The sequence below is a fragment of the Bowmanella denitrificans genome (assembly GCF_039522935.1).
GTDB lineage: Bacteria > Pseudomonadota > Gammaproteobacteria > Enterobacterales > Alteromonadaceae > Bowmanella > Bowmanella denitrificans.
In genome coordinates, this window is sequence record NZ_BAAAEI010000020.1 from 163106 (window position 1) to 187597 (window position 24492).

Annotated in this window: 18 protein-coding genes; 4 read left to right on the forward strand and 14 right to left on the reverse strand. The window is 51.0% G+C overall.

Features of this window, described 5'->3' with window-relative positions; translation table 11 throughout:
• Positions 1-57 precede the first annotated feature (57 nt).
• From ABD028_RS16210 to ABD028_RS16220, 3 genes are all read left to right on the forward strand, one after another.
• On the forward strand, positions 58-906 hold the full coding sequence (locus ABD028_RS16210; RefSeq protein ID WP_343846251.1) for an MBL fold metallo-hydrolase: 849 nt from the start codon (positions 58-60) through the stop codon (positions 904-906).
• Between the two features lie 9 nt (positions 907-915).
• Complete coding sequence (locus ABD028_RS16215; RefSeq protein WP_343846252.1) at positions 916-2043, forward strand: patatin-like phospholipase family protein; 1128 nt, start codon at positions 916-918, stop codon at positions 2041-2043.
• Between the two features lie 121 nt (positions 2044-2164).
• Complete coding sequence (locus ABD028_RS16220; protein WP_343846253.1) at positions 2165-4576, forward strand: two-component system response regulator; 2412 nt, start codon at positions 2165-2167, stop codon at positions 4574-4576.
• Here ABD028_RS16220 and ABD028_RS16225 read toward each other — a convergent pair.
• Complete coding sequence (locus ABD028_RS16225; RefSeq protein WP_343846254.1) at positions 4573-6807, reverse strand: PAS domain S-box protein; 2235 nt, start codon at positions 6805-6807, stop codon at positions 4573-4575. The two genes, ABD028_RS16220 and ABD028_RS16225, sit on opposite strands and share 4 nt — an antisense overlap.
• 345 nt (positions 6808-7152) lie before the next feature.
• Between ABD028_RS16225 and ABD028_RS16230 the strand changes: the two genes are divergently transcribed.
• Positions 7153-8031, forward strand: coding sequence for a GGDEF domain-containing protein (locus tag ABD028_RS16230; RefSeq protein WP_343846255.1), 879 nt, complete (start codon positions 7153-7155; stop codon positions 8029-8031).
• Positions 8032-8039: 8 nt separating this feature from the next.
• Here ABD028_RS16230 and tilS read toward each other — a convergent pair whose 3' ends face one another.
• From tilS to ABD028_RS16295, 13 genes are all read right to left on the reverse strand, one after another.
• Positions 8040-9380 carry a tRNA lysidine(34) synthetase TilS gene (tilS, locus tag ABD028_RS16235; protein WP_343846256.1) on the reverse strand — a complete coding sequence of 447 codons (1341 nt, stop codon included), beginning with the start codon at positions 9378-9380 and terminating at the stop codon, positions 8040-8042.
• A gap of 43 nt (positions 9381-9423) precedes the next feature.
• Positions 9424-10380, reverse strand: a complete 957-nt coding sequence (accA, locus tag ABD028_RS16240) for an acetyl-CoA carboxylase carboxyl transferase subunit alpha (protein WP_102796617.1) — start codon at positions 10378-10380, stop codon at positions 9424-9426.
• Positions 10381-10500: 120 nt separating this feature from the next.
• Positions 10501-13968, reverse strand: a complete 3468-nt coding sequence (gene dnaE, locus ABD028_RS16245; protein ID WP_343846258.1) for a DNA polymerase III subunit alpha — start codon at positions 13966-13968, stop codon at positions 10501-10503.
• Positions 13961-14554: a ribonuclease HII gene (rnhB, locus tag ABD028_RS16250; protein ID WP_102796615.1), complete on the reverse strand. Its 594-nt coding sequence runs from the start codon at positions 14552-14554 to the stop codon at positions 13961-13963. Before rnhB ends, dnaE begins: the two co-directional genes overlap by 8 nt.
• Positions 14544-15701, reverse strand: a complete 1158-nt coding sequence (gene lpxB / locus ABD028_RS16255; protein ID WP_343846259.1) for a lipid-A-disaccharide synthase — start codon at positions 15699-15701, stop codon at positions 14544-14546. Before lpxB ends, rnhB begins: the two co-directional genes overlap by 11 nt.
• A gap of 11 nt (positions 15702-15712) precedes the next feature.
• Positions 15713-16483, reverse strand: coding sequence for an acyl-ACP--UDP-N-acetylglucosamine O-acyltransferase (lpxA, locus tag ABD028_RS16260; RefSeq protein ID WP_343846260.1), 771 nt, complete (start codon positions 16481-16483; stop codon positions 15713-15715).
• Positions 16484-16486: 3 nt separating this feature from the next.
• Positions 16487-16933 (reverse strand): 3-hydroxyacyl-ACP dehydratase FabZ, encoded by a 447-nt coding sequence (gene fabZ / locus ABD028_RS16265; protein ID WP_102796612.1) that lies wholly within the window; start codon positions 16931-16933, stop codon positions 16487-16489.
• A gap of 23 nt (positions 16934-16956) precedes the next feature.
• Positions 16957-17982, reverse strand: coding sequence for a UDP-3-O-(3-hydroxymyristoyl)glucosamine N-acyltransferase (gene lpxD, locus ABD028_RS16270; protein ID WP_343846262.1), 1026 nt, complete (start codon positions 17980-17982; stop codon positions 16957-16959).
• Positions 17983-17993: 11 nt separating this feature from the next.
• Positions 17994-18512 (reverse strand): OmpH family outer membrane protein, encoded by a 519-nt coding sequence (locus ABD028_RS16275; protein WP_102796610.1) that lies wholly within the window; start codon positions 18510-18512, stop codon positions 17994-17996.
• 45 nt (positions 18513-18557) lie between these two features.
• Positions 18558-21026, reverse strand: a complete 2469-nt coding sequence (bamA, locus tag ABD028_RS16280) for an outer membrane protein assembly factor BamA (protein ID WP_102796609.1) — start codon at positions 21024-21026, stop codon at positions 18558-18560.
• A 53-nt stretch (positions 21027-21079) separates the two neighbouring features.
• Positions 21080-22432, reverse strand: a complete 1353-nt coding sequence (rseP, locus tag ABD028_RS16285; protein WP_102796816.1) for a sigma E protease regulator RseP — start codon at positions 22430-22432, stop codon at positions 21080-21082.
• Positions 22432-23616: a 1-deoxy-D-xylulose-5-phosphate reductoisomerase gene (gene ispC / locus ABD028_RS16290; protein ID WP_343846264.1), complete on the reverse strand. Its 1185-nt coding sequence runs from the start codon at positions 23614-23616 to the stop codon at positions 22432-22434. Before ispC ends, rseP begins: the two co-directional genes overlap by 1 nt.
• The gene (locus ABD028_RS16295; RefSeq protein WP_102796608.1) at positions 23616-24479 is read right to left on the reverse strand and encodes a phosphatidate cytidylyltransferase; all 864 of its coding nucleotides are present in this window, start codon (positions 24477-24479) and stop codon (positions 23616-23618) included. The genes ispC and ABD028_RS16295 overlap by 1 nt, the downstream gene beginning before the upstream one ends.
• Positions 24480-24492 lie beyond the last annotated feature (13 nt).

Here is a 24492-nt window from a genome sequence, read left to right on the forward strand (position 1 = left end):
AAACAAAGGAAAACAGTATCAGCTTAACATCACTGATACGCTGCAGCAGGTTGAGGCATGAAACTAACATTTTATGGTGTAAGAGGCTCTATCCCGGCTCCGGGCCAAGCCTTTATCCGTTACGGCGGCAACACAGCCTGTGTGCATATTGAGTTAAATGATGGTACCGATATTATTCTGGATGCTGGCACGGGTATTAAAGCCTTAGGTGCCAATCTTGCGGATAAATCCAACGATATACATTTACTGCTCACCCACAACCATTGGGATCATATTCAGGGCTTTCCCTTCTTTGCCCCTATATATCAAGCCGGGCGTACTATTTACATCACGCCAGGAAAAACACAATTGCCTGAACAGGATGCGGTGTTAAGACAAATGACTGGCAGTTATTTCCCAGTGCACTATCAGGATTTACCGGCCAATATTCAGCTTTGCCCACAAGATGCACAAGTGAGCACCTGGCGACTGGGTAGCGCCTGCGTTTCACGCATTGCCATTAATCATCCTGGCGGCGGCAGTTCATATCTTATAGAAGCCGATGGTGCCCGTATCGCCTACATTACCGATAATGAACTTTACCCTCCCTATCAAAAAGCCACCGCCTTTCTGGATTGGGTGAAGTTTGCTGCCGACACAGACTTGATAATACATGATGCACAATACCAGCAAGCCGATATGCCCAAAAAAGCGGGTTGGGGTCACTCCGTAGCAGAAGAAGCAGTGAAGCTGGCCATGGCCTGCAGAGCAAAACGCGTAGCGCTGTACAGCCATGATGATATACGCACCGATGATGAAATCGATGCCATTCAACAACATTGTCGGGACATCATTCAGGTTGGCCAGATGAATGTAGACTTGTTTGCCGCCTATGAGGGTATGCAGATTGACTTTGATCAGGAATAATTACACAAGATGTCGCAAAGACACCGATTTGCCTTACTGTTAACCGGTGGCGGAGCCCGTGCGGCTTATCAGGTGGGCGTACTGAAAGCCATTACCCGCCTGCTGCCACGCAATCACAGTCTGCCCTTCCCCATCATCTGCGGCACCTCTGCTGGCGCCATCAATGCAACCGCGCTGGCCTGTTTTGCCTCCTGCTATCATTTAGGCGTGAGAAAGCTGGAGTGGGTATGGAAAAACTTTCATACCCAACAGGTATATGCCAGTGACACATTACCGCTGTTTAGCTATTTACTGGGCAACCAGTTACAACATCTGAGTGCCAAAGACAAAAGCCGACGACCTTCAAGCCTGCTTAACAACCAGCCGCTGCGTCGTTTGCTGAAACACACTCTGGACTTTAGCCGCATTGACCGCAACCTGCTGACCGGACATTTGAAAGCGATCAGTGTCACGGCATCCAGTTTCAGCACCAATGATTCCATCAGCTTCTTCCAGGGCGTGCCAGAGCTCAACTCCTGGCAACGCTCCAAACGTTTGGGCATCAAAACCCAGCTAAATGTAGAACACCTGATGGCGTCCGCTGCCATTCCACTGGTTTTTCCACCGGTCAAAATCAACGACCAGTATTTTGGCGATGGCTCCATTCACCAACTTTCTCCTTTAAGTCCACCCATTCACCTGGGCGCAGAAAAAATCCTGATTGTGGGTGTTGAGCAGCCGCGGCCGGACCGCCGCCATCAGTTACAACATTATCCAAACAGCGCCACCATTGCCGGTCATTTACTGGACACCATCTTCGCCGATACCCTGCATTCAGATTTAGAGCGTTTGTATCGAATCAACCACACCCTGTCGCTGTTAAATGACAAGCAACGTCAGGCGACCCAGTTAAAACCAGTGGAATGCCTGGCAATCAACCCCAGTTTTAATATTAATGAGCAGGCGGCCGACTACTATGCCAATCTGCCGCTGGGCATTCGCACCCTGATGCGTTTTATGGGCATTAAACCCGATTCACAGTCCAGTTTGCTCAGCTATCTGCTGTTTGAAGGCGGCTTTTGCCAGGCCATGATGGACAAAGGTCTGGAAGATGGTCTGCAAAGACTGGATGAAATTCGCGCCTTTCTGGAAATCTAATCTCTCTTAGACTAAATCTGAAGAGGTGGGAGATTTAGGATACTTATCACACTTTCAGTGTTAATGGCCGCTCCCAGGCCGGACAATGTCCGGTAAACCTCTTGTGCGACAAGGAAGGTAAATGGAACGTAGCACTTTGTTGATTGTCGAGGATGAACAGCTCATCGCCCTGAATCTTTCTCTGGATTTGCAGGATAACGGTTACCATGTCTGTGGTATTGCCAGTTCAGAAAAAGAAGCCTTTGAGATGGCCAAGCAACATCAACCTGATTTGGTGATGATGGACATTAACCTGGGTGCAGGGGGTGATGGCATCAACGCAGCCCAGCGCATTGGCGCAGAATTACATGTTCCGGTAGTTTACCTTACCGCCTACACCAGTGACGATCTTATCCGCCGCACCGGTCTGACGGCACCTTACGGTTATATCGTCAAGCCATATAATGTGCGGGAGTTAAAAGCCAGTATCGAAACCGCCTTAGCCAGGCACAGATATGAAAAAATCACAGAGCGCTCCGAAAAACGTCTCAAAGCAGCCGTGCATGCCGCTAAGCTGGGGCTTTGGGAATACAACGTGCAGCGCGGCACGGTGCTGTTTGAGGGCTTGTTCGGTGAACAAGTTAATATCGTTGGCGATAAGGTGGAACTTAAGGCTCACGACTTTTTCGCCCGTCTGGCGCTGGAGGATGTGGACGAACTGGAAGCCTTGCTGCGTAACGGACAAAATGTCAGTCGCACCTTCAAACTCAAAGCTCAACATAATGATGTTCAGGACGAACGCTGGATAGAGCTGTACTTAAGCGATATGACGCTGGAACAGGGCCTGATTCGGATTGGCGCGGTTAAAGACGTATCGGAACGAGAAAATTTTGTCAATGAGCTTCGCACCGCCTACAACATTCTGGCCAATATAGATGAGTCGGTGATTGTACTCTACTCAGATTTCACCATTCGCTCGGTGAACAAGGCCTTCTATAAACACACTCACTTTAATGCCAATGACGTGATTGGCGCTCCGGTCTCCATGGTATTGTCCGGCAACAGGCGCCACGATGAAGTGCTGGCCGACTGCAACAAAAGTATTCGTCATGAAGTGGTGGTACATCGACGCGATCACAGTCATTTTCATGCCTTGCAAAATATCAGTCGCATCGCTGCCACCGAACACAACCCTGAATTATTTATCATGATCCTGACCGATATCTCGTCGCTGAAAAAGGCCGAACGGGAACTGAATCGTATGGCCTATCGGGATGGTCTGACTGGCCTTGGCAACCGAAATTTGATGAACCAGGTATTAGGGGAGCTGGATTGTCAGAAAGGTAGCGGAATTGGCTTGTTTTTTATTGATATTGACTCTTTTAAATTGATTAACGATTCCATGGGCCATGAGCCCGGCGATCAATTGTTAATAGAGTTTGCTCAGCGATTACAGCAGATCATGCGTGCCGAAGATGTGCTGATTCGCCTGGGCGGCGATGAATTTGTCGTGATAGTCGAGGACGTAGAACGGCGTCAGGACTTTGAGCGGCTGGCAGAAAAAATCATCGCCATCTGCAACGAACCATTTAACATCAGCGGCAGAGATATTATGGTCACCTGCAGCATAGGTGTGGCCATTGCCGATGAAAGCGTAGATTGCGCGGCGTCACTGCTTAAACATGCCGACGCTGCCATGTACGAGTCCAAACGCCGTGGCAAGTACACTTATACCTTCTATTCAAATGATCTGGTGGATGTAGTCCGCTATCGCCTGTTTATCGAACAGGGGCTGCGTAAGGCCCTGACCGAGCAGAGTATTACCGCGCATTGGCAACCTATTGTCGATGGCCACAGTGGTCAGGTGGTGGGAGTGGAAGCCCTATGTCGCTGGATAGACAAAGACGTGGGCATGGTGTCACCTGATGCTTTTATTCCGGTAGCGGAAGAAACCGGCCTGATCCAAAGTATCGGCCTGCATATGCTGCGAGAATCCTGCATGTTATTGAAACTGTTAGATGAACGCGGCTTCAGTGGTATTCGGGTTGCGGTTAATGTATCCGGCGCCCAGTTAAAAGACAGCGAAATCCTCGACGCCCTGAATGAAATTATCCAGGATTGTCAGATAAATCCCGCCCATCTGGAAATGGAGGTCACCGAAAGTACCCTGCAATCGGAAAACGCCGCCATGCTGCTTTGGCAGATTCGCCAGACCGGGGTCAATATTGCCATTGATGACTTCGGCACCGGTTATTCATCCTTATCCAGACTGGCGGAAATGGCGGTCAGCAAGCTAAAAATAGACCGGACCTTTGTGGATAGTTTGGGGACGGACAGTCGCCACCAGATCATAATCGAGGCCATTATCAATCTGGCCAGAAGCCTGGGCTTGCTGATTACCGCCGAAGGCATTGAGACCAAGGAACAATGGCACTACCTGCGTGACAAGGGCGTACACAGCATGCAGGGCTATTATTTTGCCAAACCCATGCCGCTAAATGATTTACTCAGGTACTTGTCTGACAATAAAGACGGCAACCACAACTTGTTCTAGTCTGAATTGCTGGCCTGTTCAGTCAGATAAATACAGGTGCCCTGACTGCCATCCACCTGAATGGCAAAACCTGCTTGCTTGGCAAAGGTTTTCATCAGGGTAAAGCCAAGATGGCTGGTCAGGCTGGCTTGCTCGAACAGCTCAGCATCAAACCCCGGGCCATCGTCACAGATCGCCAATTGCAGCCGCGCGTCTTCCCTTTTCATACTGATGGTCAACTTACCCGGGCGACCGCTGAAGGCATATTTAAAGGCATTAGTGACCGCCTCACAAATCAGCAGCCCCAAAGGCACCATCTGGTTTATGCTGATGTTCAGTTCGCCACGTCCTGCCTGTATATCTAAGGTCAGTTGTTCACGACTGGAGTGATTGAGGGTATCGCCGATCAGGTTGACCAGACGCTGCACATAACTTTGCAAGTTAATCGAGCCCAGGCTGTCATTTTGATAGAGCAACTCGTGGATCAGGGCCATGGCCCGCACCCGGTTTTTCAGATCGCTCATCACCGCCAGATCTTCTTTTTTAACCTGACGGCTTTGGATATCCATCAGGCTACTGACGATTTGCAGGTTGTTCTTCACTCGATGATGCACTTCATTAAGCAGCGAAACTTTCTCCTGTAAGGCCTCTTCCAGTTCCTCTTCGGCCTGCTTTAATTCGCTGACGTCACTGGCAGACACTATCACCCTGAACCATTCTCCTTTCGCGTCGGAAATAGGATGTACATCTATCTGCACCCAATGATCTTGGGTCTGAAATAGAAAACCAACCGGACTGCCCTGCTCGGCTTCCATAGCCGAACCAAACAGCAGTGCTTGCAAGCGAGCCATTACGCCCCGCTCGTCTGACTGGGCCAGATGATGCAGCTCCTGCCCCTCTAAATCGCCAGCCTGATCCCCCAACAGAATGCTAAAACGTTGATTAACGGCAGAGATGCTAACCTTGTCATCTTCCTCCCAGTCGAGCACCAGTAAACCACAGGATGCGCCGGCAAATACCGACTCAAGAAACGCCGTTTTATGCATTACCGCCGCTTCCATTTCCTTTTCTTCCTGAATATCGGAAATCACCCCGGACATAATCACAATATTGCCGTTTTCATCCCGCTGACTGTCGCCCCTGGTATTAAACCAGTGGTAAGTCCCGTCTGCCGCCAGCCCCAGGTAGTTAATATCGTACTTGCTGTGCTGCTCGATGTGACTTTTTAAGTGTTCCATCACTTTGTCATGATAATCCGGGTGTACATGAGCTATCCAGGTATCGAAGTGGCCCGGCACCTGAGCTGGCCAGCCCAACAGTTCATGGAAACGCGGTGAGAACCAGTTACTGTTATCTTTGGGATGCCATTCCCAGGGGGCGTCTCTTGAGCCAGAGATGACCCGCTCAAAACGGTTATTGGCCTCCACCAGCCGGGCCTGATAAGACAAACGCTCACTGATATCCACCACGGTGGCAAACACTCGTACCTCGTCGTCCACTTCGCTGCGATGCAGGGTCACCTCCACCGGGATTTTATCGCCATTTCTGGCCACCCCATACACCAGCCTGGAGGTCATTAAACCTGAGCTACGGGCACCGATACTGATTTCCTCTACCAGCTTTCTGTGACGACTGCGCTGTTCTGTCGGTAGAAGCATATTGACATGTTCATTCAGTAATTCCTGTTCACTGTAACCAAACATGCGGGTCAGGGCAGAATTGACCATACGAATATGTCCGCTTGCATCGGTTACCAGCATACCAAAAGGGGAGCCTTCTACTGCCAGTCGCACCATAGCCAGCCGTTCCTGCTCTCTGACCAGCTCCAACCTGTCCAGCTCGGCCCGGTAAGCCATTTCCTTATGCTGAGAATATTCCGATAAATTGGGCATAGCCAGCGCGTCTGGCAGGCGCCGAATCAACACATAAGCAGTGCTGATGGAAACAGTAGCCGTGAGCAGCTTTGCCAGGCCGTGGTAACCATAAGCCCCGTGCCAGATAACATAGATGCCAAATAAGTGGGTCACGCCACAACATAAGATAAAGGCGGCAAATAAATACAGCATCCAGCCAAAACGAATGTCCGGCCGCTGACGGACAAACAGATAGAGCACTAAAGGGATGGTAAAGTAAGCGGTGGCAATCAGCGCATCGGACAGTACATTCAGCCACAGAATGTCCGGTCGCCATAAAAAACAATGTCCATGCGGCATATAATCGGCGCGGAAAAAGTCATTGAGGTGCTGCTCCATCAGGGCTCCTTGTCCAAAGCGAAAAGAACATCTGCTTTACCAATATAGTGTGACAGGCGCAGCTAAGCACAAATATCTGCAGCAATTGTCAAATACCGGCTTAAACAAACAGCGCATAACCAATTTAAACAATAACCGGCGGTTATTTGACGTCTCTGGCCAGAACGCCAACTCACTATGGCCATAGAGTCTTCGACTTCAAGGCAAAAAAGTTCATAAGCTTCAATAGCATGGTTACCGACGAATACGCTCACAAGGAGTCCGGCATAGTTTTTGCTCGAATCTAAGCAGAGATAATATAGCAAAGGTTGCTGGCACAGGCCGTTACGCAACCAGGAGCAGACGGTGGAACAACATCTTCCCTTTTACGACAACGCAGGTTCTGATAGCTTTTTCCGCTTCAGCCAAATAGACAAGCAATTGGGCGATGCCGAGCGTCTGCATATCCTCGAAACCTTGCTGGGCTGTCTGGACCTGGCGGATTTCGCCCAGACCCTGCAAAATCTTTTAACTGTGCGCCTTGGATTATGTGGCTTGGAAATTCAGTCGCCAGCAGGACGATTAGCCTTGGGTAGCAGCGGTACACTAACCCGACTGATGGATTGTCCGCGGGATACCGCCACGGCTATCCGCTATCACTTTAACCGACCACTGAATGCATTGGATAACAGACGACTGGATGAGATCCATACCCTTGTGACACCGCAATTGCGCAACGTTATCAGGCACAGTGAGATTAAACGTCTGGCCAGCAAGGACCATCTAACCAGCCTGGGCAACCGGGCAGGCTTTGAAGAACATCTCAGCAGGTTATTTAGCCACGCCAAACGCAGTGGCGAAGTGTTCGGCCTGATGGTCTTGGACATGGATAAATTCAAAGCTATTAATGACAGCTTTGGCCATCAGGAGGGTGACAATGTACTGATTGCCATGGCACAAGCTATTAGCACCAGCCTGAGGGATACCGATTTTGCTTTTCGCTTCGGTGGCGACGAATTTTGTTGCTTAATTCCAGACGCTGACAGCGCAACGTTACAACGGGTCAGTCACCGCATTCGCCAGGCGATGCACAACCAACCCTTGCTGGCCAAGCACCATATGCGCTGCAGTATAGGCACAGGACTCTATCAGTCTGGTGAAGAGCGTGGTGCTTTGTTCAGTCGGGCCGATGCAGCACTGTATCAGGACAAACAGAATGCCAGCCTGCTGGGAAAGACCGCCTGACCCGGAAACTATTTGCCAGATCCGGCAAGGTTAAGCCGCCAGGCTGACTTATCCTGTTGCGGTTGGGAAAATGCCTGGTCGACTGCATAACCGGGCACGGCGGCCAACCTGTCATTGACAAACACCAGTGGTAGCTTATCTCTGAGCCAGGGTGGCACAGACCAAAACTTAAACCATTGTTTCAACGGTTTGCTGTGTAGCGCATCCGCCGGGGTAAAACGGTGGCTAAACTCACCAAATCGAATCTGTACCCTATCTGTTTGATGTAAATAGAGTAATGGACACTCAGTGGTGTCTTCGGTCAGATCAAACTCCATCACGCGCTGATCGGGTAACAACAACGCTCCTTCTCCCAACCAGTTGATAGGCTCAGGCTGCCAACACTGTGATCTGACGATATACAGCCTTTGACGAAAACGGCGAAATTGCCAATTGTCCCATTGTATACAGGGCTGGGCATCTTCCCTGGCGTTAAATAACTCAGTCGGTAAGCGATGCAAAAGCTGTTCAGAGGGGGCGGGGACTGCCATTTCCTGCAACCATAGGCGGATTATCTGTTGCTGCCAGGCCCAGCTGTAGTCGGCCAGGGACTGCAAATCCAGACAATCGGCCGCCACTCGCACCAGCTTAAGTCGCTGCTGCGCCACCTCATCTAACAACGCCTGCTGCTGGGCACACAATCTGGCACTGCGCGATACCGTAGTACCAATGCTGGGCCAGCGCTCCCTGAGCAGCGGAATAACCGCATTGCGCAAAAAATTACGCTCATACGCCGGGTTCTGATTTGACTCATCTTCAATCCAGTCAAGCTGATGGCAAGCCGCATAGTCAGCAAGCGCAGCCCGGCTATGATTAAGCAGAAGTCTGGCGTAGCGACGCTGACAATGGGTAGTATCAACCCCCATTCCAGACAGCCCTTTGGGACCGGCCCCTCGTTTTAATTGCAAAAGCAGGGTTTCCAGTTGGTCATCCTGATGCTGGCCCAGCAGTATCAGTGCATCCTCATCCGTCAGCTCGGCCAGCGCCTGATAACGCCCCTTTCTGGCCAAAGCTTCCAGACTCTGTCTTGGCGAACGTTGCAGCACCAGATGACGGGCAGCAAAAGGCACAGCCAGTCGCTCACACTGTTTCTGGCAATGTATCAGCCAACTATCGGCATTGGCACTCAGGCCATGATGAATATGCGCTGCACTGACCACAGCATTCGGATGCCGCTGTTTGAAGCTGGCCAGTAAGTGCAATAGCACGGTTGAATCCAGTCCGCCACTATAGGCAACCACAATGGGCTGGGGTGGCCGCCAAGTAGCAATCAGGCTGGATTCGAAGCTGGAATATAAACTGTCTGACATATAAAAAAGGCCGCTTAATTGCGGCCTATTCTAGGGGATTTACTTAGCAATAGCCAAAAGACATCAAACGCTCGTAACGCTCATTCAGCAGATCCACCTTGGACAATTTCTGTAATTGTGCCAGTTGCTGTTTAATACAAGCCTTGAGGTTTGCCGCCATGCCGTCATGATCACGATGCGCGCCGCCTAAGGGTTCATCGATGATATTGTTGATCAGCCCCAGTTTTTTAATTTGCGGTGCACTGACGCCCATGGCCTCTGCAGCCAGCGGGGCCTTTTCAGCACTTTTCCACAAAATAGAGGCACAGCCCTCTGGAGATATCACCGAGTAGGTGCTGTATTGCAGCATATTGACCCTATCGCCCACCCCGATAGCCAGTGCGCCACCAGAGCCACCTTCACCAATCACAGTGCAGATTACCGGTACTTTCAGTCCGGCCATTACCTTCAGATTGCGGGCAATAGCTTCACTTTGACCGCGTTCCTCGGCCCCCACCCCAGGATAGGCGCCAGGTGTATCGATAAAGGTAATAATCGGCAGGTTGAATCGTTCAGCCATTTCCATCAGACGCAAGGCTTTGCGGTATCCCTCGGGCTTGGGCATACCAAAATTGCGCTTAATTTTTTCGGCTGTATCCCGGCCTTTCTGGTGGCCGATAATCATCACCGGCTGATCATCCAGTCTGGCCAGTCCGCCCACAATGGCTTTGTCATCGGCAAAGGCCCGATCACCGGCCAATTCGTCAAAATCGGTAAAGATCCGGGAAATATAATCCAGTGTGTAAGGGCGCAAGGGATGACGCGCCAACTGGGAAATCTGCCAGGCGCCCAGATCACTGAATATCTTGCGGGTCAGCTCGCCACTCTTTTCCCTGAGCTTGGTAATTTCCTCTTCCAGGCCCACGTCAAACTCGCCGCCCCGGTTGACCAGGCGCAACTCTTCAATCTTGGCTTCCAGCTCTGCAATCGGTTGTTCAAAACTCAGATAGTTTAAACTCATCCCACTACCTTATTGGTTGTTTGGTTGTCCGGCTCCCGGACATCCTTTGAATTCTATGGATGAAACCGGCCCTTGACCAGCTTCATGGGTACATTTTGTCTGTTTTCAACAGCCACATGCTTAATGGAATGTCAGAGACACCCGCTCTTCGCCCAGCAAAACCTGCAATTCATGCAACAGTTCATCCTGCGGCGTCACGTACCACTGCGCACCAACGGTCAACATAGCACTGGCATCCGGGTGCTGGTATGACAACTGAATAGGACAGGTGCCCCCCTGATACTGACTAAGCAGTTCTCTTAACCTGCCGATATTGTCGGCATTACACCAGGGTTGTTCAAGTCCCAGCAGAATCGCCCTGGCATGCTTTTCCCTGGCCTGTACAATATCCAATACGTCGCGGGCCGACATTGTATTGCCCCCGGAATATTCATCAAAGCTGACCTGTCCGGACACCACCAGAATACGATCTTTCTCCAGCGTGCTTTCGAATTGTTCAAACATGTCGGGGAAAAAGCGCACATCCAGCCTGGCACTTTTGTCATCCAGAGTAACAATGGCCCAGCGCCGACCTCGCTTGTTCACCATTACCCGCATATCGATCACCAGACCAATGGCGGTGACACTGCCATCCCTGGGAGTAGGTTTAACATCCACCAGACGGATTTTGGTGTAATTCTTAATTTCCTTTTGATACTGATTAATGGGGTGGCCGGTAAGATACAGTCCCAGCGTTTCCCGCTCGCCTTCCAGCCAGACTTTTTCCGGCCATTTGGGTACATCAGCAAAGGCTTGTTGCACCTGCTCCGGTTCGGTTGTCAGCAAGCCAAACATATCGCTCTGACCAAAAGATTCGGCTTTGGCATGCTGGTCGGCAGCAGCAATCGCTTCGGGCAGACTGGCCATCAGCGAAGCCCGGTGCGGCCCAAGATTGTCCATAGCACCAGATAACACCAGCTTTTCCAACACCCTTTTGTTGACTTTTTTAAGGTCAACTCTGGCACAAAAATCAAATAAATCGCTGAACGGGCCTTTGACCTGGCGGGCCTGGATAATGGCTTCAATCGGGCCCTCGCCCACCCCTTTCACGGCACCAATGCCGTAAACAATTTGCCCTTGCGGGTTCACCGTAAACTTGTACAGGCCGGTATTCACATCCGGTGGCAAGACCGTCAGCTCCATGCGCTGAACCTCGTCCACCAGAGTCACAATTTTATCGGTGTTATCCATATCCGCCGACATCACTGCCGCCATAAACTCGGCTGGATGATGCTTCTTAAGCCACAGGGTCTGATATGACACCAGGGCATAGGCAGCAGAGTGAGACTTGTTGAAACCATACCCGGCAAATTTTTCCACCAGGTCGAAGATCTTCATTGACAGCTCACCGTCAATGCCGTTGTTTTTCGAACCTTCCTCAAAGGTAGAGCGCTGCTTGGCCATTTCTTCGGGTTTTTTCTTACCCATGGCCCGGCGTAACAGGTCAGCGCCACCTAAACTGTAGCCAGCCATTTCCTGGGCAATCTGCATCACCTGCTCCTGATACAGAATGATGCCGTAGGTGGGCTCAAGGATCTCTTTCAAGCATTCATGCTGGTATTCGGCATCCGGGTAAGATATGTCCTCACGGCCATGCTTACGGTCGATAAAGTTATCCACCATGCCTGACTGCAACGGACCAGGGCGGAACAAGGCAACCAAGGCGATAATGTCTTCGAAGGTGTCCGGCTTCAGACGCTTGATAAGGTCTTTCATGCCCCGCGATTCAAGCTGGAAGACCGCAGTTGTCTCAGCATTTTGCAGCATCTTGTAACTGGGCAGATCATCCAGGGGGATGGCGCTGATATCGATATCCAGCCCTTTGGTTTGTTTGACCATATCCAGCGCCCACTGGATAATGGTCAGAGTGCGTAATCCCAAAAAGTCAAACTTGACCAGCCCGGCGGTTTCCACGTCGTTTTTGTCAAACTGGGTAACCGGGTTTTTACCTTCGTCATCGCAATACAGTGCGGCGAAATCGGTAATTTTGGTGGGCGCGATTACTACCCCTCCGGCATGTTTACCGGCGTTTCGGGTTACCCCTTCCAGGGTGCGGGCCATATCAATGAGGTCGCGAACCTCTTCGTCCTGATCATAAAGTTCAGGCAGACGCGGCTCCACCTCAAAGGCTTTGGCCAGTGTCATGCCTGGATCACCAGGAATCAGCTTGGAAATTCTGTCAACAAAACCATAGGGGTGACCCAATACCCTGCCCACATCCCGCACCACGGCTTTCGCCGCCATAGTACCGAAGGTAATGATCTGCGATACCGCATCCCGTCCATATAAATCCGCCACGTGATCAATCACTTCATCACGCCGGTCCATACAGAAATCCACATCAAAATCCGGCATGGATACCCGTTCGGGGTTGAGGAAACGTTCGAACAGCAAATCAAACTCAAGGGGATCCAAATCAGTGATCTTCAGCGCATAAGCCACCAGTGAACCGGCACCCGAGCCACGCCCCGGTCCAACCGGAATCCCATTGTCTTTACTCCACTGGATAAACTCCATCACGATCAGGAAGTAACCGGGAAAGCCCATCTGGTTGATGACCTGCAGCTCGATGGCCAAGCGCTCATCATAGGCGGGGCGCTTCTCTGCCCGTTCAGCAGGGTCGGGGAACAAAAACGCCAGTCGCTCTTCAAGACCCTCCTCGGATACTTTGACCAGGAAGTCCTCAATACTTAAATCCCCGGTGGGGAAATTAGGCAGGAAGTATTCACCCAAACGCATAGTGACGTTGCAGCGCTTGGCAATCTCCAGGGTATTTTCCAGGGCTTCGGGAATATCAGCAAACAGCTCGGCCATTTCCTCGCCGCTGCGTAAATATTGCTGCTCACTGTAACGCTTAGGACGGCGGCTGTCCTCCAGCGTATAGCCGTCGTGAATGCAGACGCGCACTTCATGGGCATCGAAGGCGTCCGCTTCAATAAAGCACACTTCGTTGGTTGCCACCACGGGTAAATCATATTGCTGGGCAATCTCCACCGCCCGGTGCAGATAGTCATCTTCTCCCGGCCGACCAGTGCGCATCAGCTCCAGGTAATACGCATCATGAAAATGCTGCTGGTAAAAGGCCAGGATCTCTTTCACCATATCCTGATTGCCCTTGCTCAGGGCAATACCCAGATCCCCTTCCCTGGCACCGGATAAAATCAACACACCGGTTTTATGTTCTGCCAACCAGTTCTTATCAATAACCGGTCGGTCGGGATGAAAGCCGCGCTGATAGGCACGGGATATCAACAAAGTGATATTTTTATAGCCTTCGTTGTTGGCGGCCAGCAGGGTCAGGCGGAACATCTGTTCTTCCAGCTCTTCGCTCTGCACCCAGAAGTCAGCACCCACTATGGGTTTAATCCCCTGAGCATGGGCCTCACTGTAGAACCTTACCAGTCCACAGAAGTTCATCTGGTCGGTAATGGCCACCGCCGGCATATTCAGCGCCTTGACCTTGCCAAGTATGGGCTTGACCTTATTCAGACCATCGCGCATGGAAAAATCGCTGTGCACCCTTAGATGCACAAACTTAGCATCAGCCATGTAACTCTCCCTGACGTGACTGCAATGCCAATTGCACCGGCTTAAAACTGATGCGGTGCAAAGGGGTGGGGCCAAGCTCAGCCAGCTTTTGTAAGTGCAATGCGGTGGGATAGCCTTTGTGCTTGGCAAAGCCATAAGCCGGATACAGGGCATCTAACTGCTGCATTTCTTCGTCACGGGTGACTTTCGCCAGTATCGAAGCTGCCGAAATGGCGGCGATAAGGCCGTCGCCCTTTACCACAGCCTCACTGGAATATTGCCAGGGCGGGCAACGATTGCCGTCTACCATCACATGCTCAGGTTGAACGGCCAGGCCCTGCACAGCACGGGTCATAGCCAGCATAGTGGCATGCAGGATATTCAGCTTATCAATTTCTGCCGGACTGGCCCGGCCAATACACCAGCACAGGGCGTTTTCACGGATTTCGTCGGCAAGTCTAAGACGTTTCTTTTCTGAAATGGCTTTGGAGTCTGCCAGTCCAACAATGGGTTGGTCGGGATGCAAGATCACGGCAGCAGTGACCACGTCACCGACCAGTGGGCCGCGGCCAACCTCGTCGACACCGGCAATCAATCTATTTTCCATTGGATTCTATTAATTTACTGATGGCATCTGCTGCGCGTTCGTCAGCATTGAGCCTGAGTTGTTGATGCAAAGCAGTGAATTTATCTACCAAGCCAGGTGCGCCCTGAGTGAGCATGGGAGCTAAAATTTTGGTCATCCGCTCTGGCTCGACATCGTGCTGCAGCAGCTCGGGTACCAAGGCCTCACCCGCCAGCAAATTGGGCAGGGAAAAATACTTAGCCCGGACCATACGCTTGGCAATCTGATAGGTCAGCCAGTTGAACTTATATGCCACCAGCATCGGCTTTTTGCATAACATAGCCTCCAGGGTAGCGGTACCGGATGCCAGCAAAATCGCATCAGCGGCGCTCATCGCGTCTCGGGACTGACCATCCAGGATCTGAATGTGCGCTTGGCTCTGGGTGCTCGCCAAATACTCTTCAATTTGCTGACGACGTTTGGCATTGGCGGCAGGCAATACCACCTGCAAATCTGGGATCTGCTGCTGCAGCAGCGCAGCGGTTTGCACAAAGGCAGGTAATAACAGGCTGACCTCCCCACCCCGGCTGCCAGGTAACAGCGCCAGCACCTTGCACTGTTCGGATAACCCCAGTCGCGCTCTGGCTCCAGTTGAATCAACTTCAACAGGAATAGCATCGGCCAGGGTATGACCGACAAAAGTGCACGGCACCTGGTATTTGTCGTAAAACGCCTTTTCAAAGGGCAATAAACTCAGCACCAGATTGGTCGCCTTTGCAATATTGAATACCCGCTTCTCACGCCAGGCCCAAATGGTCGGACTAACATACTGAACCGTGCATATGCCTGCGGCTTTGAGGCGTTTTTCCAACCCCAGATTGAAATCAGGCGCATCGATGCCGATAAACAGGTCTGGTGGGTTGGCAATAAAATGTTCGACCAGTGATGCGCGGATATGTAATAAGCGCCGGATCCGGGACAATACCTCAACCAGCCCCATAACAGACAGCTCTTCCATATCAAACAACGACTGACAGCCTTGCGCCTGCATACGGGGGCCGCCAATACCTTCGAATTGAATATGCGGGAAGCGGCTATTGAGGGCTTGAATTAAACCGGCACCAAGAATATCGCCGGAGGTTTCTCCGGCGACAATTCCAATTCGCAATGGTGCTTTTTCGACTGGCACAGATGAGATTGTCAGCGGACAATCCCCCGTGGAGAATTGGCAACAAACTGGGCCAGAATTTGCAGCTCCGGGGTAGTTTTGGCCATCTCGTTTAGCTCCACCAGAGCCTGTTCCACGGTGTTACCGTTACGGTACAACACCTTATAAGCTCGGCGAATCTGTAAAATCGCTTCTTTAGAGTAACCGCGACGGCGCAAGCCCTCGGAATTAATACCGTGAGGGGTCACATTCACGCCGCCCACCATCACATAAGGAGGCAGGTCTTTCACCATAATGGAACCGGCACCCACAAAGCTGTGGGAACCGATATGACAAAACTGGTGTACCCCTGACATACCGCCAAGAATGGCCCAGTCGCCAACATGCACATGCCCTGCGGTACTGGCGTTATTGGCAAATATGTTATTGTCACCAATCATGCAATCATGCGCGACATGCACGTAGTTCATAAACAGATTATTGGAACCTATGCGGGTCAGCCCCTGATCCTGGACTGTGCCGCGATGCACGGTTACGCATTCGCGAAAGATATTGTTATCACCGATCTCCAGTCGGGTGTCCTCACCGGCATACTTCTTATCCTGGCAATCTTCGCCAATGGAGCTGAACTGATAGAAATGGTTTCCCTTACCAATACGAGTAGGGCCTTTAATCAGCACATGGGATTCGATGCGGGTATCGTCACCGATCTCCACCTCTCCCTGAATAACAGAATACGGACCAATCTGGACATTTTTACCCAGCTTGGCACTCGGATGAACAATGGCAGTCTGGTGAATCACCGGTTACATCTTCCTCATGGCACACATAAACTCGGCACTACAGGCCTCCGCACCATCCACGCTGGCCACCCCGGCAAACTTCCAGATACCGCGCTTTTCCTTAACTAACTTCACGTCGAAGTCCAGTCTGTCCCCAGGTACCACCGGGCGTTTAAAGCGAGCGTTATCAATACCGGCATATAAATACAATTGGTCAGAATTACCTACGGTTTTAAAACCCAAGACACCAGCCGCCTGCGCCATGGCTTCCAGAATTAACACGCCCGGGAAGATGGGCTTGCCAGGGAAATGGCCAGTGAAGCAAGGTTCATTAAAGGTAATATTCTTGTATGCGCGAATAGACTCGCCCAAAGTATAGTCGGTCACCCGGTCTATCAGTAGAAACGGATAGCGATGGGGTAACAACTCCATAATTTCTTCAATTTGAATCAGATTCAGTTCGTTAGCCAACTGTTTGTCTCCAAAAGGCGGGATTAATCCCGCTCAGCACATTTCTTTTCCAATGCTTTGACACGTTGACCAAGCTTGTCCAGGCTACGTACATTGGCCACCGACTTGCGCCAGTCTTTGCTGCTCTGTGAGGGCAAACCAGACGAATACAAGCCAGGCTCGGTTACCCCTTTGGTTACCATACTCATGCCGGTAAAATGGACATTGTCGCCAATTTCCACATGACCGGTTATGGCACTCAGCCCGCCAATAGTACAATTTCGGCCAATACGGGTACTGCCACCGATAACACTACAACCAGCCATCGCCGTGTTCTCACCGATCACCACATTATGAGCAATCTGGCATTGGTTATCGATTATCACACCATCATGCAGGATGGTATCGTCCAGTGCACCGCGATCAACTGTGGTGCTGGCACCAATTTCCACTCTGTTGCCCAGAATAACCCGGCCAAGTTGCGGAATTTTTACCCAGGCACCCTTATCATTGGCGTAACCAAAGCCGTCAGCACCAATTACCGCTCCGGATTGCACCAGGCAGTCTTCACCAATTTCCACTTCGTGGTAAAGGGTCACATTGGCCCAAAGCTTGGTGCGCGCGCCGATTCGGCTGTTACGCCCAATCACGCAACCTGCACCTATCTGCACCTGGTCACCCAATACAACACCGGATTCAATCACCGCATTAGGCCCAATCACCACGCCCTGGCCAAGCACTGCATCATCGGCAATCACCGCCTTAGATGAAACACCCTGTGCCGCTGCGGGAGTGGTATCCATTAACTGGGCAACTCTGGCAAATCCTACATAAGGGTTGGCCAATACCAACGCGGCACAAGGACAGTGAGGCAGATCATCTTCGCTCAGAATCACGGCACCGGCCGACGTGTCAGCGAGTTGGTTACGATACTTGCTGTTGGACAAAAAGGAAATCTGACCTTTGCCAGCTCTGGAGAGGGTCGACACTGACTGAATCATCAGGTCGCCATCTCCAACCAGCCTGGCGCCCAAATGCTGCGCGAGTTCGCGTAAGCTGATTGGCTTCATGCAAGGGTCCGTTATTTAATTTTGCTGACCTGATCAATAACCTGCTTGGACAGGTCATGCTTTTCATCTGCAGTATAGAGTACCGCTTCAGCATTGATGACTAAATCATACTTATCTTTGGCTGCAATGCTGTCGATGGCTTGTTTGATCAAACCCAGAATTTTGTTGCGCTCTTCCATCTGGCGACGCTGGGCATTCTGCTGAAGTGGCTGAGCCTTGGCCTGATAATCATCACGCAGACTGATCAGTTTAGTCTCCAGCTCTTTCTTTTCCTTGTCGCTCATTGTCGCAGCATCGCGCTGCTGCTTTTCCAGATAATACTTAATGTCTTTTTCCAGGCGAGCCACTTCGTCGAACTGGTCCTTAAACTCAGTGCGAATCGTTTCCTGGATTTGTGCTGCCTGGGGCAGGGCCTGGAACACGCCCTGTACATTGACAAAACCCAGTTTCTGCTCAGCCATCGCGGCAGAGCTCATCATGGCAGTGCCCAAAATGGCGGCGGTCAGCATGCTTTTTCTAAGGGTTTTCAATTTGTTCTCCTTTAAGTCTTTGGGTGTGCTGTAACTGCACTGTTATTAGAATGTCTGGCCGATATTGAAGGAGAAGAAGCGACTTTCATCACCCTCTTCTTCTTTCAGGATCCGTGAGAAACTGAAAATCATCGGACCCATAGGCGATAGCCATTGTACTGAAATACCTGCTGAGGCGCGGAAACGACCAGGGTCAGCAAAGTCCGGAATTTTGGCGCGCTCACTGTCGCGCAGATTCTTATACCTGTCCAGCCTGAACTCAGTGTCCCATACATTACCAGCATCAACAAACAAGCTGGTACGCACTGAATTGTCGAATTCCTCATCCACAAACGGAGTCGGCACTATCAACTCAAGACCAGCAAGGGCCAGCGCATTGCCGCCAATGGATCTCAGGTTATTTGGGTCGTCAATGAAATCCTGATCGGGTCCAAGAGGTATTTTCACGCCACCCGGGCCATCGATGACAGATGTTCTACGGTAAACCGGTCTCGGCCCCACGGTATTACTTTCAAAGCCGCGCAACGAGTCACTACCACCGGCCCGGAAGTTGTCCCAGAATGGCAAGATCTGATCATTGCCGTCGATATCACCATAACCATTACCATAACCAAGTTCCAACCTGGCCAATACCGACCAACGCTGATCACGGGACAAGGGGAAATAGAAACGGGTATCAAAGCTCAGCTTAAAATAATCCACATCAGAAAACGGTGCAGTGACTTTGGCCACAGCCCGTTGTGACGAGCCAGCGGTAGGGAAAATCCCGCGGTTTAAGGTAGTTCTGCTCCAGCCGGCACTAAACTCATAGCTGTTAAATTCAATACCTGCATCCGGGTTACTAGGATCGGCAAACAACTCATAGAAATTACGGATCTGATCATAGGTGCGTAACTGTGAAATTTCGTTGTAGCGGTAAGTAACGCCAAAATTCAACCGGTTATATTCGTCCACCGGGTAACCAAAGTTCGCTCCGATGCCCCAGGATTTATTTTTATATTGCACCAGGTTGGCATTGCCGGCATCAAAGTCTGAATAGAACAGTGTGCCACCCAGGCTGATGCCATCAATGGTGAAATAGGGATCAGTGTATGAAATAGTTGCACTACGCTGATAGGAAACTGTGTTCAGATTCAACGCCAGGCGTTTGCCGGTGCCGAGGAAGTTATCCTGTTGAATACCGGCCTGCAGACTCAACTTGGTGCGGTCGCCGTAACCAATACCGGCGTTAAATGAACCCGATGGCTGCTCTTTGACTTTAAAGTCCACATCGACCTTGTCTTCCTCACCCGGCAGACGCACCGTGTCAAACTCGACTTCCTCTACATAGGTGAGTCGCGACATATGGCCTTTAGATGATTCTAGTGCCACATTGGATAACCAGGCACCTTCCATCTGGCGCACTTCACGGCGTAGTACCTCATCAGAAGTCACTTCATTGCCCTGGAAGTTAATCCGGCGCACATAAATGCGTTTGCCTGGGTCTACCGACAGAGTCAGCTTAACGGTTTTGTCTTCATCGTTAATTTCAGGAATGGTGGTGACCGTTGGGAAAGCATAACCAAAGCGGCCCAGATACTTACTGATAAACTCTTCGGTATAGGTCACTTCGGCCAGGTTGTACATCTCGCCGCTACGTAGCGGCAGTATCTGCTTAACGAACTCTTCCTGACCAAGCAAATCCCCCACCAGTTCCACATCAGAAACAGTGTATTGTTCGCCCTCGGTCACGTTTAGGGTGATATAGATGCCGGATTTATCCGGAGTCATAGAAACCTGCGTGGAATCCAGGTTATAACGCAAGTAGCCCCGGTCCATGTAGTAACTGCGCAGGGTTTCCATATCACCGGTCAGTTTTTGCTTCTGATAACGGGTCTCAGACAAGAAATCCCACCAGGGTGTATCGAACTTGAGCTCAATCTGATCCATCAGTTCGACATCTGAATAGACTTCGTTACCCACCACGTTGATTTGCTTTATCTTCGCGGCGTCCCCTTCTTCAAAGGACAGTTTCAGATCCACCCGGTTGCGGGGCAACGGCGTAATAATGGCATTCACTTCAGCATTGTATTTACCAATGCTGTAATAAAAATCTTTCAGGCCATTTTCAATAGACGTCAGCACTGTTTTATCCAGCGGCTCTCCGACCCGGATCTTACTGTCATCCAGACTTTGCTGGAGCTGCTCGTCCTTAATGTCTTTATTGTCTTCAAAGGTGATCTTGCTGATGGTGGGGCGTTCTTTCACCTGCACCACCAGTGTGCCGCCATCACGCAGTACTTTAATACTTTCAAAGTGCGTAGAGGCATACAGTGAACGGATTAACTGCGAAACGCGGAAATCATTCAGGCGGTCGCCCACTTTCACCGGCAGATAAGTCAGCGCGGCACCCAGGGCAACCCGCTGCAGGCCTTCCACCTTGATGTCTTCAACGATGAATTCACTGTCACTATTGGCAGAGACATTGGTAGTACCGGCCAGCATCAAGGCTGCAATTAGAGGTTTTAACTTCATTTACTATTATTCTTCCAAACTACTGGGTTTCGCTGGAACGCCAACATGGCAGCCTACAAGCGAGTTATATCGTTAACTATGGCTATCGTCATCAGCAACAACAACAGTGCGCCACCAATACGAAACCCGATCTCCTGAACCGACTCCGGTACCGGCCTACCCGTTAAAAGCTCAATAAAATAATAGAGTAGGTGTCCGCCATCAAGTACCGGCAGGGGTAAAAGGTTAATGATCCCAAGATTTACACTAATAAGTGCCAGAAAACTCAGGAAATATACCAATCCAAATCCAGCGCTGGCCCCTGCGCCCTGCGCTATGGAAATGGGGCCGCTAAGATTTTTCACCGACACATCGCCGCTGATCAGCTTACCGATCATTTCCACACTCAATACCATCCAACGCCAGGTCTTCTGCGCACCTTGTATAAACGCGCCAACAGGCCCGTACTCATGGCTAAAGCGATAAGAATCAGGCCATGGCTCCACATAAGGTACGACCCCAAGGTAACCCTGCTGACTGTCTTGTCCCTGCCGCTGCCCGACCCGCACATCCAGCGTAACTAAATAGCCATCCCGCTGCAGGGAGATATTCATCATCTGATTGGGCCTGGCGGCAATCCGGTCCACTATTTGTTCCCAATTCTGCACCGGAGTTCCATCTAACTGGACAATTTTATCATTTACCTTCAGCCCAGCCGCTTTTGCTGGTGAATCGTCAGCCACCTGTGCAATACGGGTCGTTACTTCTGGGCGATAGGGCACCAGCCCCAAACTGAGCAATGCCGAATCCTTCTCCGGGTCAAACTGCCAATCACGCAAATCCAGGGTTAGATCCACTTTTTGACCAGATTCAGGCCAGATGGCTTCGACTTGCATCATGTCTTTACCAATATGTGAAATCAGCTCCAGATTCACGGCTTCCCAGTCGAGGGTATCATGATCCGCTATCCGGGTAATCTGCATACCGGGCTGAACAAAAGCCCTTCCCGCAATGGATTCCTTCGGTACATCCCCCACTACAGGTTTGACTGTTTCTACCCCGAGCATGTACATCAACATCAGGGCAAAAACGGCGAAAATGAAATTGGTCAAAGGACCTGCCGCAATAATGGCGATTCGTTTATACACGCTTTGTCGGTTAAAGGCTTTTGGCAGCTCGGCTTCACTTACCTGCTCTACCCGCTCATCCAGCATCTTGACATACCCGCCAAGCGGAATCACCGCCAGCACAAATTCGGTGCCATGACGATCGGTACGACGCCAGAATGCTTTACCAAAACCGATGGAAAAGCGCTGCACTTTTACGCCACACCAGCGGGCCACAATAAAATGCCCCCATTCATGCACCGCCACCAGCAATCCCAACGCGATAACAAAAAACAGCAGACTCCACAAAAAAGACAAAATCATACGGCCAGCCTTTTTATGGTCTGGTGCGCCAGACTGCGAGCTTCAGCATCCATAGCCAGTATTGCGTCAATACTTTGCAGTTGCCGATGTTCAATGTTTGCCAGCACGGCAGCATTGACCTCTGCAATACAGGTAAAACTAATTTGTTTGTGCAAAAAGGCCTCCACCGCAATCTCATTGGCAGCATTGAGACTGGTTGTGGCATATTGACCGGCCTGGCACGCCTCAATCGCCAGCTTCAGATTAGGATACCGCGCATAGTCAGGGTACTGAAAGGAGAAATCTGTCAGAGTGGCAAAGTCCAGGGGGCTGACCCCGGCATCAATACGCTGTGGATAGGCCAATGCATGGGCAATGGGCGTACGCATATCCGGGTTACCCATTTGCGCTAAAACAGAGCCGTCGCGATATTGCACCATTGAATGAATGACACTTTGTGGATGTATGACCACTTCAATCTGACTGGCTAGTAACCCAAACAGCCAGCAAGCTTCGATAAACTCCAAGCCTTTATTCATCATGGTGGCCGAGTCCACCGAAATTTTCCGCCCCATGCTCCAGTTGGGATGTTTACAGGCTTGCTCGGGGGTAACTAGACTAAGCTCGTCTAGCTGGTAGTTCAGAAAAGGGCCACCAGAACCGGTCAGCAAAATTTTACTGATCCCGGCAGCCTGCAAATCACCATAACGAAAATCGTCGGGCAGACATTGAAAAATAGCATTGTGCTCACTGTCGATGGGAAGCAGCGTCGCCTGATGTTCCCGCACAGCTTGCATAAACAAGTGCCCAGACATGACCAGCGCTTCTTTATTGGCCAATAACACCCGCTTGCCAGCTTTGACAGCGGCCAGGGTAGGAAGCAAGCCTGCCGCACCGACAATAGCCGCCATCACCACCTGAGACTCGCCATGGCTGGCTACATACGCCAGCCCATCGTCTCCTGCTAAAATCTCTGCTGTCACCCCTGCATCAGCGGCCAGTTCAGACAGACTTGCATAATCAGCCTCATCTGCCGCCACCAGATATCTGGGTTGATGCAGTCTGGCTTGCTCAATCAGCAAGGGCAGATTCTTGTGCGCGGTAAGGGCAACAACCTGATAACGCTGCGGATGACGAGCCAGCACATCCAGCGTACTTTGGCCAATAGAGCCGGTTGAACCCAATATGCAAATTCCTGGCATCAGGTCATCCATAATACATAGCAAAGGGCGAACACCGGGAAGGCTGCAGTCAGACTGTCAATTCTGTCCAGTATACCGCCATGGCCAGGCAACAAAGTGCCACTGTCTTTGCACCCTACGCAGCGTTTAAACATGCTTTCATTCAGATCGCCCAGCGCAGACACGCCAACCGTCAGTCCGCCAATCAGTATATGTGTCCAGATCATGCTGGCATTAACCTGATAATGCAAAGCCGCAAAACCTATAATGGCAGACGAAGCAGCAATGCCCCCTAATAAGCCTTCCAAGGTTTTACCGGGCGATACATTGGGACGCAACTTGCGCCGTCCGAATTTCACGCCGACAAAGAAAGCACCAATATCTGCCGCCCAGACAATACCAAGTACGTAGAATATCAGCGAAGCACCATAGTAAGGGTCGATATCATAGAGTTTGGTACGCAGGGTCACGATAGCAACCCAGGTGGGGACCAGAGTCAAAAGGCCAAACAGCCCACGAATCGGCACACTGTTTCGCCACATGCTGGTATGTCTGGGATATGCCAGGATCATCAGCAAAGCCAGTGCCCACCAGGCCGCCGCAGCGCTCAGAATAGCAAGATACACAGGGTTAAGCTGGCCTTGCACCCAGATTTGCTCTGTGGGTATTTGCCAGGTCAGGACCAAGCAGATACCCATAACCAGTAACGTAAAGAGTGCCTTCGCCTTGCGGCTGGAAAGACTCATCAGATTGGCCCATTCCCAGGCGCCAAGGCCTACAATCAGGCCAATACACAGTTCAAAACCGGTTAAAGGCAGGAACAGAATAGCGCCAAGCGCCAGGGGGGCCAACACCAAAGCGGTGATTATGCGTTGTTTTAGCAAAGGGTTGATCCTC

Coding starts and splice junctions, on each gene's coding strand:
- bamA (WP_102796609.1), bottom strand. CDS start 21,026: ATGAAGTTAAAACCTCTAATTGCAGCCTTGATGCTGGCCGGTACTACC.
- dnaE (WP_343846258.1), bottom strand. CDS start 13,968: ATGGCTGATGCTAAGTTTGTGCATCTAAGGGTGCACAGCGATTTTTCC.
- ispC (WP_343846264.1), bottom strand. CDS start 23,616: ATGCCAGGAATTTGCATATTGGGTTCAACCGGCTCTATTGGCCAAAGT.
- tilS (WP_343846256.1), bottom strand. CDS start 9,380: ATGTCAGACAGTTTATATTCCAGCTTCGAATCCAGCCTGATTGCTACT.
- ABD028_RS16225 (WP_343846254.1), bottom strand. CDS start 6,807: ATGGAGCAGCACCTCAATGACTTTTTCCGCGCCGATTATATGCCGCAT.
- lpxD (WP_343846262.1), bottom strand. CDS start 17,982: ATGAAGCCAATCAGCTTACGCGAACTCGCGCAGCATTTGGGCGCCAGG.
- ABD028_RS16215 (WP_343846252.1), top strand. CDS start 916: ATGTCGCAAAGACACCGATTTGCCTTACTGTTAACCGGTGGCGGAGCC.
- ABD028_RS16210 (WP_343846251.1), top strand. CDS start 58: ATGAAACTAACATTTTATGGTGTAAGAGGCTCTATCCCGGCTCCGGGC.
- ABD028_RS16220 (WP_343846253.1), top strand. CDS start 2,165: ATGGAACGTAGCACTTTGTTGATTGTCGAGGATGAACAGCTCATCGCC.
- accA (WP_102796617.1), bottom strand. CDS start 10,380: ATGAGTTTAAACTATCTGAGTTTTGAACAACCGATTGCAGAGCTGGAA.
- rnhB (WP_102796615.1), bottom strand. CDS start 14,554: ATGGAAAATAGATTGATTGCCGGTGTCGACGAGGTTGGCCGCGGCCCA.